Origin of the sequence: Streptomyces sp. NPDC047017, from assembly GCF_040644175.1 — a bacterium.
Classification (GTDB): Bacteria; Actinomycetota; Actinomycetes; order Streptomycetales; family Streptomycetaceae; genus Streptomyces.
In genome coordinates this window covers 64,674-79,600 of sequence record NZ_JBEYVW010000028.1, presented here as the reverse complement: position 1 = coordinate 79,600, position 14,927 = coordinate 64,674, and the positions used below count along the sequence as shown (strand labels likewise).

At 71.0% G+C, this 14,927-nt stretch carries 13 protein-coding genes; 3 read left to right on the top strand and 10 right to left on the bottom strand.

Annotation, left to right across the window (positions count from 1 at the left end; all coding sequences use genetic code 11):
• Positions 1-142: 142 nt before the first annotated feature.
• The 5 genes from prcA to arc form a co-directional block, all read right to left on the bottom strand.
• The gene (gene prcA, locus ABZ858_RS34305; protein WP_361387856.1) at positions 143-898 is read right to left on the bottom strand and encodes a proteasome subunit alpha; all 756 of its coding nucleotides are present in this window, start codon (positions 896-898) and stop codon (positions 143-145) included.
• Between the two features lie 62 nt (positions 899-960).
• Positions 961-1,806: a proteasome subunit beta gene (prcB, locus tag ABZ858_RS34300; protein WP_361387853.1), complete on the bottom strand. Its 846-nt coding sequence runs from the start codon at positions 1,804-1,806 to the stop codon at positions 961-963.
• 149 nt (positions 1,807-1,955) lie between these two features.
• On the bottom strand, positions 1,956-2,174 hold the full coding sequence (locus tag ABZ858_RS34295; RefSeq protein WP_361387864.1) for a ubiquitin-like protein Pup: 219 nt from the start codon (positions 2,172-2,174) through the stop codon (positions 1,956-1,958).
• Positions 2,175-2,352: 178 nt separating this feature from the next.
• Positions 2,353-3,864: a depupylase/deamidase Dop gene (gene dop / locus ABZ858_RS34290; protein WP_361387850.1), complete on the bottom strand. Its 1,512-nt coding sequence runs from the start codon at positions 3,862-3,864 to the stop codon at positions 2,353-2,355.
• A gap of 234 nt (positions 3,865-4,098) precedes the next feature.
• Positions 4,099-5,865: a proteasome ATPase gene (arc, locus tag ABZ858_RS34285; RefSeq protein WP_361387847.1), complete on the bottom strand. Its 1,767-nt coding sequence runs from the start codon at positions 5,863-5,865 to the stop codon at positions 4,099-4,101.
• Positions 5,866-6,108: 243 nt separating this feature from the next.
• Between arc and ABZ858_RS34280 the strand changes: the two genes are divergently transcribed.
• On the top strand, positions 6,109-6,414 hold the full coding sequence (locus ABZ858_RS34280) for a ferredoxin (protein ID WP_361387844.1): 306 nt from the start codon (positions 6,109-6,111) through the stop codon (positions 6,412-6,414).
• An 88-nt stretch (positions 6,415-6,502) separates the two neighbouring features.
• Here the strand turns inward: ABZ858_RS34280 and ABZ858_RS34275 are convergent, their stop codons facing one another.
• The 3 genes from ABZ858_RS34275 to ABZ858_RS34265 all read right to left on the bottom strand — a co-directional run bounded on the left by ABZ858_RS34275 (position 6,503) and on the right by ABZ858_RS34265 (position 9,806).
• The gene (locus ABZ858_RS34275; RefSeq protein ID WP_361387841.1) at positions 6,503-7,081 is read right to left on the bottom strand and encodes a hypothetical protein; all 579 of its coding nucleotides are present in this window, start codon (positions 7,079-7,081) and stop codon (positions 6,503-6,505) included.
• 264 nt (positions 7,082-7,345) lie between these two features.
• Positions 7,346-8,248, bottom strand: coding sequence for a tRNA (adenine-N1)-methyltransferase (locus ABZ858_RS34270; RefSeq protein WP_030179604.1), 903 nt, complete (start codon positions 8,246-8,248; stop codon positions 7,346-7,348).
• Positions 8,249-8,306: 58 nt separating this feature from the next.
• On the bottom strand, positions 8,307-9,806 hold the full coding sequence (locus ABZ858_RS34265) for a site-2 protease family protein (protein ID WP_361387838.1): 1,500 nt from the start codon (positions 9,804-9,806) through the stop codon (positions 8,307-8,309).
• Positions 9,807-9,983: 177 nt separating this feature from the next.
• On the opposite strand from ABZ858_RS34265, the gene ABZ858_RS34260 reads away from it, so the two are divergent.
• Entirely contained in the window at positions 9,984-11,252 is a 1,269-nt protein-coding gene (locus ABZ858_RS34260; RefSeq protein ID WP_361387835.1) for a RecB family exonuclease, read from the top strand.
• A gap of 22 nt (positions 11,253-11,274) precedes the next feature.
• Positions 11,275-11,952 carry a response regulator transcription factor gene (locus tag ABZ858_RS34255; protein ID WP_361387832.1) on the top strand — a complete coding sequence of 226 codons (678 nt, stop codon included), beginning with the start codon at positions 11,275-11,277 and terminating at the stop codon, positions 11,950-11,952.
• Between the two features lie 74 nt (positions 11,953-12,026).
• Here ABZ858_RS34255 and ABZ858_RS34250 read toward each other — a convergent pair whose 3' ends face one another.
• Entirely contained in the window at positions 12,027-13,631 is a 1,605-nt protein-coding gene (locus ABZ858_RS34250) for an ABC transporter substrate-binding protein (protein WP_361387829.1), read from the bottom strand.
• A gap of 392 nt (positions 13,632-14,023) precedes the next feature.
• Positions 14,024-14,752: an HAD family phosphatase gene (locus ABZ858_RS34245; RefSeq protein ID WP_361387826.1), complete on the bottom strand. Its 729-nt coding sequence runs from the start codon at positions 14,750-14,752 to the stop codon at positions 14,024-14,026.
• Between the last annotated feature and the right edge of the window lie 175 nt (positions 14,753-14,927).

Below are 14,927 nucleotides of genomic sequence, written 5' to 3'. Positions count from 1 at the left end.
AAAACGCTCGGCTGGAAAACACCAGCCGAGCGCCTGCGTGATCTACTGACGGCCACATAAGCCATCAGGTGTTGCGAGGACCCCAAGAATCCGCCGGCGTCGGCCGGGGCACCGGGAAACGGTAGGGGGCGTACGGGGAGGACTACTGCTCGTCGGCGCCCGGGGAGTCGTCCGCGTCGTCCTTGGAGGTGTCGGCGCTGCCGCCCTCCAGCAGCCGGGCCAGCTGGCCGCCCACGATCCGCTTGAACTTGCGCTTCTGCGGACGCGTACGGTCCAGCACCGCCACCTCCAGGCGCTCGGCGGGGATCTCCCGCTCGCTGCCGTTGGTGTCCCGGGACAGGGCCTGCACCGCCAGCTTCAGCGCCTCGGCCAGCGTCATGCCGTCCCGGTGGCGCTGGTCCAGGTAGCCGCTGATCTGCTCGGCGTTGCCGCCGACCGCCACCGAGCCGTGCTCGTCCACGATCGACCCGTCGTGCGGCAGCCGGTAGATCTGGTCGCCCTCCGGGGTCTCCCCCACCTCGGCGACCACCAGCTCCACCTCGTACGGCTTCTCCGCCGCGCTGGAGAAGATCGTGCCCAGCGTCTGGGCGTAGACGTTCGCCAGGCCGCGGGCGGTCACATCGTCCCGGTCGTAGGTGTAACCGCGCAGGTCGGCGTAGCGGACACCGCCGATCCGCAGGTTCTCGTACTCGTTGTACTTGCCGGCGGCGGCGAACCCGATCCGGTCGTAGATCTCGCTGAACTTGTGCAGCGCGCGGGACGGATTCTCACCGACGAACACGATTCCGTCGGCATACTGCAGCACGACCAGGCTGCGGCCGCGCGCGATGCCCTTGCGGGCGTACTCGGCCCGGTCGGCCATGGCCTGCTGGGGTGAGACATAGAACGGCGTCGACACCGGTTATCCGTCCCTTTCTGTAGAAGTCACTGGACCACCCTGGACAAGAACCCGGCCGCCGGCTACAGCAGCGCGGCCCGCGGGCCGTCGGGCTGCTCCAGCCGCCGCTGGAGCACCGAACGGGCGATCTCGGACGCCTCGTCCTCGGTGAGCCGGCGGAAGCCGTCCTCGGTGATCACGGTGACGATCGGATAGATCCGGCGGGCGACATCGGGACCACCGGTCGCCGAGTCGTCGTCTGCCGCGTCGTACAGCGCCTGCACCACCAGCGTGGTGGCCTCGGCCTCCGACAGGTCGTCGCGGAAGAGCTTCTTCATGGCGCCGCGGGCGAAGACCGAGCCGGAGCCGGTGGCCGCGTAGCCGTGCTCCTCGCTGCGGCCGCCGGTGACGTCGTAGGAGAAGATGCGGCCCTTCTCGCGGTCCAGGTCGTATCCCGCGAAGAGCGGGACCACGGCCAGGCCCTGCATGGCCATGCCCAGGTTGGAACGGATCATGGTCGACAGCCGGTTCGCCTTGCCCTCCAGCGACAGCTGCGTCCCCTCGACCTTCTCGAAGTGCTCCAGCTCCAGCTGGAACAGCTTCACCATCTCCACGGCCAGACCGGCGGTGCCGGCGATGCCGACGGCCGAGTACTCGTCGGCCGGGAAGACCTTCTCGATGTCCCGCTGCGCGATGACATTGCCCATCGTCGCCCGCCGGTCACCGGCCAGCACGACGCCCCCCGGGAAGGTCACGGACACGATCGTCGTGCCGTGCGGCGCCTCGATCACCCCCTGGGTGGGCGGCAGCCGCCGCTTCCCGGGCAGCATCTCGGGCTGGTGCTCGGCGAGGAAGTCCATGAAGGACGAGGACCCAGGCGTCAGGAAGGCAGCTGGTAGACGCCCGGTGCTACGAGTGTTGGCTTCCACGCGATTCCTTCCACATAAAGACTGCGGCCCCGCCGGGGACGGCCGAGCCGATCATCAAATCTGTGCACGGACCCTACCCGTACCGACGCCGGTCATCCGTCCCGGCGCCGGTCCGCTCACCGGGCCGGCGCCGGGACGCGCGCCAGGTGCTACTGACCGCCCTTCTGAACGAATGACCTCACGAAATCCTCCGCGTTGGACTCGAGCACATCATCGATTTCGTCGAGGACGTCGTCCACGTCGTCGCTCAGCTTCTCGTGGCGTTCCTTGAGGTCGTCGGTGGCCTGTGCGTCCTGTGCCTGCTCCTCGACCTCCTCGGTCGAGCGCGTGGCCTTCTGCTGCCCGCCGCCGGTGTCCTTCGTTGCCATAACCCTCACCCCGCTCAGTTCGCGCGACATGGTCGGCTCCACGGCCGATCGGTGATGATCAGACCCTACAAGCCGGGTCCGACATCGGCCCCGTGGTTTCCTCAACGCGGGGCCAACTCGATGATTCCCGGACGGAGCGGTTTCCACCCCGTCCGGCCTGCTCGGGCCGAGTACCCGCTCAGCCGCCGGACAGGACCCTGACCAGGTCCTCCGCGGTCCGGCAGCGGTCCAGCAGCTCCTTGACGTGATTACGCGTTCCGCGAAGCGGTTCCAGGGTTGGGACCCGCTGGAGCGAGTCCCGTCCCGGCAGGTCGAAGATGACCGAGTCCCAGGAGGCGGCCGCGACGTCGTCGGCGTACTGCTCCAGGCAGCGGCCCCGGAAGTAGGCGCGGGTGTCCTCCGGCGGCTTCCTGCGGGCCCGGTCGACCTCGGACTCGTCCAGCAGCCGCTTCATGCGCCCGCGGGCCGCCAGCCGGTTGTACAGGCCCTTGTCGGGGCGTACGTCGGCGTACTGGAGGTCCACCAGGTGCAGGCGCGCGGCGTCCCAGTCCAGGCCGTCCCGGCGCCGGTAGCCCTCCATCAGCTCCCGCTTGGCGACCCAGTCCAGCTCGCCGGCCAGGCTCATCGGGTCGTTCTCCAGGCGGTTGAGGGTGTCCTCCCAGCGGGCCAGGACGTCCTTGGTCTGGTCATCGGCGTCGGCCCCGAAGCGCTCCTCGACGTACTTGCGCGACAGCTCGAAGTACTCCATCTGGAGCTGCACCGCGGTGAGCGTGCGCCCGCTGCGCAGCGTGATGAGGCGCTTGAGCGACGGGTCGTGCGAGACCTGGTGCAGGGTGCGTACCGGCTGGTCGACGGCGAGGTCGACGGCGATGAAGCCGTCCTCGATCATGGACAGGACCAGGGCGGTGGTGCCCAGCTTGAGGTAGGTGGAGATCTCGGAGAGGTTGGCGTCGCCGATGATGACATGCAGCCGGCGGTACTTCTCCGCGTCGGCGTGCGGCTCGTCGCGGGTGTTGATGATGGGCCGCTTGAGCGTGGTCTCCAGGCCCACCTCGACCTCGAAGTAGTCCGCGCGCTGGCTGAGCTGGAAGCCGTGCTCGTGGCCGTCCTGGCCGATGCCGACGCGGCCGGCGCCGGTGACGACCTGGCGGGAGACGAAGAAGGGGGTCAGGTGGCGCACGATGTCGGAGAAGGCGGTCTCCCGCTTCATCAGGTAGTTCTCGTGCGTGCCGTAGGAGGCGCCCTTGTTGTCGGTGTTGTTCTTGTAGAGATGGATCGGCTGGGCGCCGGGCAGCTGGGCGGCCCGTTCGGCGGCCTCGGCCATGATCCGTTCGCCGGCCTTGTCCCACAGCACGGCGTCGCGCGGGTTGGTGACCTCGGGGGCGCTGTACTCGGGGTGGGCGTGGTCGACGTAGAGGCGCGCTCCGTTGGTGAGGATCACATTGGCCAGGCCGATGTCCTCGTCGGTGAGCTGGGTGGAGTCGGCGGCCTCGCGGGCGAGGTCGAAGCCGCGGGCGTCCCGCAGCGGGTTCTCCTCCTCGAAGTCCCAGCGGGCCCGGCGGGCCCGGTGCATCGCCGCCGCGTAGGCGTTGACGATCTGGGACGAGGTGAGCATGGCATTGGCGTTGGGATGGCCGGGGACGGAGATCCCGTATTCCGTCTCGATGCCCATTACTCGCCGTACGGTCATGCGGCCCTCCTTGCCCGGCGGCGCCCTCGGTCGAGGGCGGCGCTCAAGTACCGCTGGTGCTCGTCTGCCGGTGCGGTGCCCGTCCCCGCACTGCGCGACCCGGCGGTACGACAGAGCCTAGAACGCCTTTGCGCTGGTGGGGAGATCATTTGCGTCATTGCCTGCTCCATCGGTGGCCCCTGGAAAGCAGTCGGCTGCGGGTACCCAATGAGGGCACCCGCAGCCGCCCTGCTTTTACAGGTACTGACCGGTATTCGCCACCGTGTCGATGGAGCGTCCGGTGTCCGCGCCCTGCTTTCCGGTGATGAGGGTGCGGATGTAGACGATCCGCTCGCCCTTCTTTCCGGAGATCCGGGCCCAGTCGTCCGGGTTGGTGGTGTTCGGCAGGTCCTCGTTCTCCTTGAACTCGTCCACGCACGCCTGGAGCAGGTGGGAGACGCGCAGGCCCTTCTGGTTCTTCTCCAGGAAGTCCTTGATGGCCATTTTCTTGGCGCGGCCCACGATGTTCTCGATCATGGCGCCGGAATTGAAGTCCTTGAAGTAGAGGACTTCCTTGTCGCCATTGGCGTACGTGACCTCCAGGAAGCGGTTCTCCTCGGATTCCGCGTACATCTGCTCGACCGCGGTCTGGATCATGGCCCCGACCGTGGCCTGCTTGTCGCCGCCGTGCTCGGTGAGGTCGTCGCCGTGCAGCGGGAGGCGCTGGGTGAGGTACTTCGCGAAGATGTCCTTGGCCGCCTCGGCGTCCGGACGCTCGATCTTGATCTTCACGTCGAGCCGGCCGGGCCGCAGGATGGCCGGGTCGATCATGTCCTCGCGGTTGGAGGCGCCGATCACGACCACGTTCTGCAGGCCCTCGACGCCGTCGATCTCGGCGAGCAGCTGCGGGACGATGGTGTTCTCCACGTCCGAGCTGACGCCGGAGCCGCGGGTGCGGAAGAGGGACTCCATCTCGTCGAAGAAGACGATGACGGGGGTGCCCTCGCTGGCCTTCTCGCGGGCCCGCTGGAAGACCAGGCGGATCTGCCGCTCGGTCTCGCCGACGTACTTGTTGAGCAGCTCGGGGCCCTTGATGTTGAGGAAGAAGCTCTTGCCGGCGGCCTGGCCGGTGACCTCGGCGACCTTCTTGGCCAGCGAGTTGGCGACGGCCTTGGCGATGAGCGTCTTGCCGCATCCGGGCGGTCCGTAGAGCAGGACACCCTTGGGCGGGCGCAGTTCGTGCTCCTTGAACAGGTCCGGGTAGAGGTACGGCAGCTCGACGGCGTCCCGGATCATCTCGATCTGGTTGCCGAGGCCGCCGATCTGCTCGTATCCGATGTCGGGCACCTCTTCGAGGACGAGTTCCTCGACCTCGCTCTTGGGCACGACCTCGTAGACGTAGCCGGACCTGGGTTCGAGCAGGAGGGCGTCGCCGGCGCGGATGGTGACGTCGAGGAGCGGCTCGGCGAGCCGGACCACGCGTTCCTCGTCGGTGTGCCCGATCACCAGGGCGCGCTCGCCGTCCTCCAGGATCTCCTTGAGGGTGACGATGTCGCCGACGCGCTCGAACTCCATGGCGTCGACCACGTTGAGCGCTTCGTTGAGCATCACTTCCTGGCCGCGCCTGAGCTGGTCCAGCTCGACGCCGGGGCTGACGTTCACCCGCAGTTTGCGGCCGCCGGTGAAGATGTCGGCGGTGCCGTCCTCGTTGGCCTGCAGGAAGACGCCGAAGCCGGCGGGCGGCTGGGCGAGCCGGTCGACCTCCTCCTTGAGGGCCACGATCTGGTCGCGGGCCTCGCGGAGGGTGTTCGCGAGCCGTTCGTTCTGGGCGGACACGCCGGCCAGATTGGTCTGCAGCTCGACGATCCGCTCCTCGAGAATCCTCGTGTGCCGCGGAGAGTCGGCGAGCTTGCGTCGCAGGACGGCGATCTCCTGCTCAAGGTAGGCGATCTGCCCGGCCGGGTCGTCGGACCCTCGTCCCGGGCGGATGCCGCGGTTCATGTCGTCGTCGTGGGCTGCCACGGTCCTCACCTCCTCCAAGGGGAGCTGGACGCTTCCAGACCCTACCTGGGTGGGTGTCGATTGAAACCCCTAGATCAAAAGACGGTCGAGGTGTGTCCGATCTTCACCCTTGCGCTCTCCCTCACGCCAGGGGAATACCCACCGAACATGATTGGAAAGCCGTCAGAGGTAGGGTCGAGATGTTCAACACCCGTCAGAGCTGGCCGGATTCCCGCGCGGTTCGACGTGACACGGCAGGAGAGCATGAGCGTGCAGCAGCAGACCGCGGACGGCGGCGAGGCGCTGGAGGTCTGGATCGACCAGGATCTGTGCACCGGTGACGGCATCTGCGCGCAGTACGCGCCGGAGGTGTTCGAGCTGGACATCGACGGCCTGGCCTATGTGAAGGGCGCAGGCGACGAGCTGCTGCAGGACCAGGGGGCGACAACGCCCGTGCCGCTGCCGCTCCTCGCGGACGTGGTGGACTCGGCCAAGGAGTGTCCGGGCGAGTGCATCCATGTGCGGCGGGTTCAGGACAAGGTCGAGGTGTACGGGCCGGACGCGGAGTGACCCTCCGGGTGCCCGCTGTCACCCTTGTCTGATTTCTCACACCCCTGGCGGGCGTCCGCCCGGGTCCGGCCTCCGGCGGCGGGCGCGCTCAGATACTGCGGGCCTGGGCGGGCGTGGAACGGACGAACGCGCCGTTCTTCCACTGCCACTTCGCGCTGTCCTTGAGGTCGGGGCAGCAATTGGGTACGTCGGGCGAGGAGTAGCCGAGCAGGGTGGCGCTGACGTCGCCGCCGCGGACGGCGAAGTCGGTGACCGTGTACCGGTCCTTGGGGTCGACGAGGGTGGCCACCACGCGGGGGGCCTTGTCGCCCTGGGCCCGGGTGAGGACGTAGACGCCGTCGGGCGGGGTGCCCATGCCGGCGTCGCAGTGCACGACGGCCACGGTCTCCGGGCGGCCGTCGTGGTCGAGGTCCCCGGTGGCCTGCCGGGCCACGACCGCCTTGAGCGGGGCGCACCGGATGGGGAAGACCGCTCCCGCCGTGCCCGGCGGGACGGCGGCCGCGGGGGCGCTCCGTGCGTGGGTGCCGGCGGGCTGGGCGGCGGTGGCCGAGCCCGGCTGGAGGGCCGAGGCGAGGGCGACGACGCCGGCGACGGCGGCCGCCGTGGCGACCCAGTGGATGGGGCGGGTGTGCGTGTGGGCCAGGTCCGGGACGGCGGGGTGCTGCACTAGGAGTGTCTCCCGTGAGGGCTGTGCCGGTGGGGATGGCCAGCATCGTGCCACACGTCACAGTGCGGGGGAACGGCGGGGTGGGCACTCGGCCGGGTTCCGTCTCCGCTCGCGCCTTGGCGCGGTGCCCGGCCGGGGCCGGGGCGGGGCCTGTTCCTGGTTGCCCGGTGCCCGGTCAACGCGTGAGCGCCGTGGTGGAGTTCCCCGTGTCGCCGGGGAACTCCACCACGGCACCTGTGCGTTGTCCGGGTGCGGCGGGGCCGGTCAGCGGCCGGTGCCGCCGTCGGCGTTGGGGCCCTCGTAGTCCTCGCCGTAGGCGCCCTTGGCGGGGCGGCGGCGGCGCATGGGCGGCTCGACGCCGTCCGCGAGGCGGCGGGCGGTGAGCAGGAAGCCGGTGTGCCCGATCATGCGGTGGTCGGGGCGGACGGCGAGGCCCTCGATGTGCCAGTTGCGGATCATCGTCTCCCAGGCGGTCGGCTCGTTGAAGCAGCCGATCTCGCGGATGGACTCGACGGTCCGGGCGAGCTGGGTGGTGGTGGCGACGTAGCAGCACAGGATGCCGCCGGGGACGAGTGCCTTGGAGACGGCCTCCAGGCATTCCCAGGGGGCGAGCATGTCGAGGATGACGCGGTCGACGTCGGTGTCGGACAGGTTGTCCTGGAGGTCGCCGACGGTCAGCTGCCAGGCGGGGTGCGGGCCGCCGAAGTAGCGCTCGACGTTGGCCTGGGCGATCTCCGCGAAGTCGGCGCGGCGCTCGTAGCTGTGCAGCATGCCCTGGTCGCCGATGGCGCGCAGCAGGAAGCTGCTGAGCGAGCCGGAGCCGACGCCGGCCTCCACGACGCGGGCGCCGGGGAAGATGTCGGCGAAGGCCAGGATCTGCCCCGCGTCCTTGGGGTAGACGACGGCCGCCCCGCGGGGCATGGACAGGACGTAGTCGGGGAGCAGGGGACGCAGCGCGAGGTAGGCGACGTTGCCGGTGGTGCGGACAACGCTGCCCTCGGGTGCGCCGATCAGTTCGTCGTGCGGGAAGGAACCCTTGTGGGTGTGGAAGTTCTTCCCGGCTTCGAGCGTGAACGTGTAGTGGCGGCCCTTGGGGTCGGTCAGCTGTACCTGGTCCCCGACCTTGAAGGGCCCGCGACGGCGGGCGGCACCGGTCGGTTCGGACATGTGACCAGCCTACCGGCCCCCGGGCGGGCCGCCGACCACCGATCCGTGCGGGCGGCGGTCAGGAGGGGCGGGCCATGGCCTTCACGAAGGCCCGCTCGACGTCGGCGGCGGACAGCACTCCGTAGATCTCGCCGGTCTCCTCCACGACGAGGTATTCGGTGGCCGGGGTGGTGCGCAGGACGTCGAGGAGGTCCTCGCCGGCCAGTTCGGCGCAGACGCGCATGCCCTCGGTGAGGTCCTGGGCCAGTGAGCTGGCGCTGACCCAGGGGCGGCGGTGTTCGGGCACGCCGGCGATGGCGGACTCGCGGACCAGGGAGAGCGGCTCGCCGTGCGCGTCGACGACGACCAGGGCGCGGGCGCCGGCGTCGTTGGCGCGGCGCAGGGCCTCGGCCAGGGAGGTGGCGGTCTCGACCGGGACCGCGCGGCGGGTGAGGGCGCGGGCGCGCAGCTCGGGGAGGTGTTCGCGCAGCCGGGCCATGCGCAGGCTGTTGCCGGCGCCGGTCCAGATGATCGCGGCGACGATGGCGGCGAGCAGGGCGTCGGTGACGGTGCCCATGCCGACGTTGTCCTCGGCGGTGGCGCCCAGCGCGCCGGTCTGGCTGAGCAGCGGCAGGCCGATGAGGACGGAGACGGCGAGCAGCCGGCCGACCCAGGCGGCGGCGACGGTGCCGCTCATGGCCCGGCCGGTGATCTTCCAGACGACGGCGCGGAGCATGCGGCCGCCGTCCAGGGGCAGGCCGGGCAGCAGGTTGAACGCGGCGACGATGAGGTTGGAGATCATCAGGGCGGCCAGCAGGACGCCGAGGACCGTGCCGCGTTCGACGGGCTGGAGCGCGAGGTAGAAGACGCCGCCGAGGACCAGGGAGAGCAGGGGGCCGACGAAGGCCAGGACGAATTCGCGGCCGGGGGTCTCGGCCTCCTTCTCGATCTCGGAGACGCCGCCGAGGAACTGGAGCTGGATGCGGCGCACCGGGAGCTTGAAGCGGAGGGCGGCGACGGTGTGGGCCAGTTCGTGGACGAGTACGGAGCCGTAGAAGGCGACCGCGAAGAAGAGGGAGACCAGATAGCGGGCGGCGCCGAGCTGGGGCAGGACGCGGTCGAGCTGGCCGCCGAAGACCCAGGTGATCAGGGCGGCGACGAGGAACCAGCTGGGCGCGACGTACACGGGGACCCCGAAGGGCCGTCCCATGAGCAGTCCGCCGCGGAGTTCGCGGGGCCGCGGCGGCGGGGGCGGTGGTGCCTGGCCGGGGCCGGGGTGGGAGTGGGCGGCGGCCCGGTCGGGGTGGGTGTCGTGACCGGACGGGCCCGCGGGGTGCGTCGGGGTGGGGGTGACGCTGTGGTCGTGCGCCGGGGTGGTGTCGTTCTCGTCGCGCGCCGGGGTGGTGCCGCTGTCCCCGTGCGCCGGAGTGCCGCTGTCCCCGGGCGCGGGCGGTCCGGTGTCCGGGGCCCGGTCCTGGTCCTGCGCGGAGCCGGGGCCCGGGGCCGTGGGGTCCGTGCGGGGCTCGGCCGGCTCGTCGTTGCCGGACCGCGGCTGCCCGCTTCCGCCGCTCACGTCCACGGTGTCCCCTCGTTCGAAGCGCGTCCTCCGAACCTGCCGGCCAGGAGGTAGGTATCGGGTCGATGGTATGCGGCCGTGGCGCGCGGTTCAGCCCGGCACCCTGAGTTCTTCGCGCCGTCGCGCCCCGGAGCGCACGCCGCTGGGTGACTGTCAGTGGCGGGCCGTAAGGTCGTGGGCATGGAGACGACTACGGAGGGCGAGGCGGCGGCGGGCGGCGGCGCGGCCGGGCCGGACGGGGAGCGGGCCGGGGTGCCGGCGCAGGCGCGGGCTCCTGTCCCGGCGGCGGCTGGGACGGGGGCGACCGGGCCGGAGGCGGCCGAGCCGGAGGCGGCCGGGGCGGGAGCGGCCGAGCCGGAGGCGGCCGGGGCGGGAGCGGCCGAGCCGGAGGCGGCCGGGGCGGGAGCGGCCGAGCCGGAGGCGGCCGGGCCGGAGGCGGCCGAGCCGGAGGCGGCCGGGGCGGGAGCGGCCGGGCCGGAGGCGGCCGGGGCGGGAGCGGCCGGGCCGGAGGCGGCCGGGGCGGGAGCGGCCGGGCCGGAGGCGGCCGGAGCGCGGGCCGTCGCCCCGGAGGCAGCCGTGGCGGTGGACGGGCGGCCTCGCCCGGCCGCGCCGCCGTCCTCGCTGTCGCCCTCCCGGGCCGGGGACTTCATGCAGTGCCCGCTGCTGTACCGGTTCCGGGTGATCGACCGGCTGCCGGAGAAGCCGAGCGAGGCCGCCACGCGGGGCACGCTGGTGCACGCCGTGCTGGAGCGGCTCTTCGACGCCCCGGCCGCGCAGCGGACCGCGCCCCGTGCCAAGGCGCTGGTCCCGGGCCAGTGGGACCGGCTGCGCGCGTCGCGGCCGGAGCTGGTGGAGCTGTTCGCCGACGACGCGGACGGAGAGCGGCTGACCCGCTGGCTGTCGGAGGCGGAGCGGCTGGTGGAGCGCTGGTTCACGCTGGAGGACCCGACCCGCCTGGAGCCGGCCGAGCGGGAGCTGTTCGTCGAGGCGGAGCTGGCCTCGGGGCTGAGGCTGCGCGGGATCATCGACCGGGTGGACGTGGCGCCCACCGGCGAGGTGCGGATCGTCGACTACAAGACGGGCAAGGCGCCCCGGCCGCAGTACGCCGAGGGCGCGCTGTTCCAGATGAAGTTCTACGCGCTGGTGGTGTGGCGGCTCAAGCAGGTCGTCCCGCGCCGGTTGCAGCTGGTGTACCTGGGCAGCGGCGACGTGCTGACGTACGACCCGGTGCCGGCCGATCTGGAGCAGGTGGAGCGCAAGCTGCTGGCGCTGTGGGAGGCGATCCGGCTGGCCACCGAGACCGGTGACTGGCGGCCGCGGCCCACCAAGCTGTGCGGCTGGTGCGACCACCGGGCGCACTGTCCGGAGTTCGGCGGCACTCCCCCGCCCTACCCGTTGCCCCTGGACCGGGGCGCACTGCCCGCGCAGGGCAGAATGGGCCCGGACTAGGGAACCGGCGAAGGAGATTCACGTGGCCATCCGCGTCCTACTGGTCGACGACCAGCCCCTGCTGCGCACCGGGTTCCGCATGATCCTGGAGGCGGAGCAGGACATCGCGGTCGTGGGCGAGGCCGGGGACGGCCTGCAGGCCCTGGACCAGGTGCGGGCGCTCCAGCCCGACGTGGTGCTGATGGACATCCGCATGCCCCGGATGGACGGCGTGGAGGCGACCCGGCAGATCACCGGTCCCGAGCGCGACGGCCCGGCGAAGGTGCTGGTGCTGACCACCTTCGATCTCGACGAGTACGTGGTGGAGGCGCTGCGCGCGGGCGCCAGCGGTTTCCTGCTGAAGGACGCGCCGGCCGACGAGCTGGTGCAGGCGATCCGGGTGGTGGCCGCCGGTGAGGCGATGCTGGCGCCGAGCATCACGCGCCGGCTGCTGGACAAGTACGCCACGCATCTGCCGTCCGGTGACGAGCCGGTGCCGGACACACTGCACACCCTCACCGAGCGTGAGGTGGAGGTGCTCAAGCTGGTGGCGCGCGGTCTGTCGAACGCGGAGATCGCCGCGGACCTGTTCGTCAGCGAGACGACGGTCAAGACACATGTCGGGCATGTGCTGACCAAGCTGGGGCTGCGCGACCGGGTGCAGGCGGCGGTGTACGCGTACGAGAGCGGCCTGGTGCGGCCGGGCGCGCAGGAGCGGTAGCGGCCGGGCGCACGACGAGGGCGCCCCTCCCGGATGACCGGGAGGGGCGCCCTCGTCGTGCGGGTGGGCGGCGGTCAGCCGCTGACGCCGCGGCCCAGCTCCCACAGGGACAGGGTCGCGGAGGAGTTGATGACGTACGCGGCGCCTGTGACGTCGTCGCGGGCGGCGACGTACTGCTTGCCCTGCCACAGCGGCAGCAGCGGCACGTCCCGGGCGACGATGTCCTGGATGCTGGTCAGGCTGCCGGCGGCGGAGAGCCGGTCGGCCTCGCGACGGGACTGCGGGAGCAGCGTGTTGCGGATCTCGTTGTTGACGTACGGCGAGCTGAGGGTGTTGTCCTTGTCGAGGAAGGGCGCGATGTAGTTGTCGGCGTCCGGGAAGTCGGGGAACCAGCCCATCCCGTAGACGTCGTAGGCGCCCTTCTTCTCGGCCGGGCGGAAGGTCTGCCAGGGGGTGCCCTCGATGCTCACGTCGAACAGGCCGCTGGAGTTGAGCTGCTGCTGCAGGATCTCGAACTCCTGCTTGGTGGCCGGTCCGTAGTGGTCGGTCGTGTAGTGCAGCGTGAGCTTGACCGGGGTGGTGATGTCGGCCTTGGTGAGCAGTGCCCTGGCCTTGCCGATGTCCGGGTCGCCGTACTTGTTGAAGAAGGAGTTGGAGTGGCCCGTGATGGTGGCGGGGATGAGCGAGTAGAGCGCCTCGGCCTGGGTGCCGTAGACCTTGGCGACGAGGTCGCTGCGGTTGACCACCTGGGCCATCGCCTGGCGCACGGCCTTGTTCTTGACGCTCGGGGCCTCGGTGTTGAAGGCCAGGTAGCGGATCTCCAGACCGGGCATCTCGACGAGGTCGACCTTGCCGCCGGAGTCGTTGGAGAGCTTGCGGATCTGGGCGGGCGACATGGTACGGGTCATGACGTCGATGTCGCCCTTGTCCAGGGCCTTGCCCATGGCGTCCGCGTCCGCGAAGGGACGTATCTCCACCTTGTCGTTGTTGAGCTTGAACGTGCCCTGGTACTTGGGGTTCTTGGTGAAGACGGCGTCGACCAGCTCGTTGTTCCGTACGTCGGCCTTCATGGTGTACGGGCCGGAGCCGTCCAGGGCGAAGCCGTCGCGCAGCTTGCCCTTGGCGTAGTCCTTGGGGTTGACGATGCCCGCGACGGGGGTGGCCAGCTTGTACGGGAAGGTGGCGTCGGCGGTGTTGAGGTGGAAGATGACCTCGCGGTCGCCCTGGGTCTCGACGGTGTCGACGGTGGAGAGCAGGGACGCCACGCCGGTGTCGGCCTTGATGCCGCGGGCGCGGTCGATGGAGTACTTCACGTCGGCCGCGGTGATGGGGTCGCCGTTGGCGAACTGCAGGCCCTCGCGCAGGGTGCAGACGTAGCGTTCGTTCCCGCTGTCGGTGAACTCGCACTTGTCGGCGGCCTCGGGGATGGGCTGGCCGTCACCCTTGGGCTGGGTCATCAGGGTCTGCACGGTCTGGCGCAGGATGTTCCAGGTGCCGACGTCGTAGGCGTACGCCGGGTCGAAGGGCGCGGGGGCGTCCTTGGAGAGGGTGAACCGGTCCGTGGTGCCGACGACGATGGCGTCGCCGCTCTTGCTGCCGCTGTCGGAACCACCGCACGCTGCGAGTACTGGCGCGAGCAGCCCGGCCACGGCCGGCAGCACCAAAGTCTTGCGGTTCATGCTTGCGTTTCTCCAGGGGCTGTCATGTCCGTGGACCCGGTGTGCAGGGACGGCGCCGCCGGTCACGGGGTTGGGGGATGTTCTCGCGACGAGCCTAGTCCGCGCCCCCGGGGCGGTTCCCGGCCACCGGAACCGATCCGTCATCACACAGCGGAACCGGGTGCGGACGGTCCGAAAACGCCCCACTGGAAGGATTCGTGCAGCCTTTCACCAATCGGGACACAAAGGCGGCCGGGCCCCCTCCGCGAGGGGGCGGCAAGCACACTCCGCATCTCATGCCAATCCCCTGTGGTGTGACGAACGTCACGGTGTCAACTGGGTGGGCCGGTACCGGAATTCGGCCATCCGGCAGGGTGGGGATTCATTCGGCCATCCGTCGCCGGAATCAGCGGTTACGGCGTCAGGGGCCGGACCGGCGGCTGCTCCGGGCGGATCATCAGGCCGCGCAGGAACGGCAGGTCGACCTCTTCGAGCGAGGTGACCACGGTGCGGCCGGGTGAGGACGCGATGGGGGCGACCGAGGGCACCGCGACCACCCGGCAGCCGGCCGCCTCCGCCGCCGCGACCCCGGTCGCGGTGTCCTCGACCACCGCGCACCGGGCCGGGTCCGCGCCGAGCCGAGAGGCGGCCAGCAGGTAGGGGTCGGGGTACGGCTTGGTGCGCGCCACCTCGTCGCCGGCCACCGACAGGGCGAAGTGCTGGGGGCCGAGCGAGGCCAGGACCCGGTCGATGATGCGCCGGTGGGAGGCGGAGACCAGGGCGGTGGGCACGGCGTGCGCGGACAGCTCGGCCAGCAGCCGCGCGGCGCCCGGCATCAGCGGCAGGGCCCGGTCGATGCGGTCCTCGAAGCCCTGGTTGAGCAGGACGGTGATCTCGGCGAGGCTGATGGCGGCGCCGGTGGCCTCGATCAGGAAGCCCGCGCTGCGGGTCATGGGGCCGCCGACGACGACGTGTCTCCAGGACTCGTCGAGGGCGTGGCCGAGGGCGGCGAAGACCTCCACCTCGACGTCCCACCAGAAGCCCTCGGTGTCCACCAGGGTGCCGTCCATGTCGAGGAGCACGGCTTGCAGGCCGGAGCCTTCGGCCGTGCGGGTGCCGGGCGCGGGGACCGTACTGGTCATCCGGGCGTACCTCCTTGAGGGACGAGCAGGCCGGTTCCCGCGCGGGGAACCGGCCTGCAGTGGACCGACCAGTGTACGACGTGGACGGCGCGAACGCCTCGCGTGGGCCGTCCCGGCCGTCCGGGCACCGTCCGGGGCGCCCGGGGAGAGCCGGTGGGCGCCTCAGCGGGCCGCC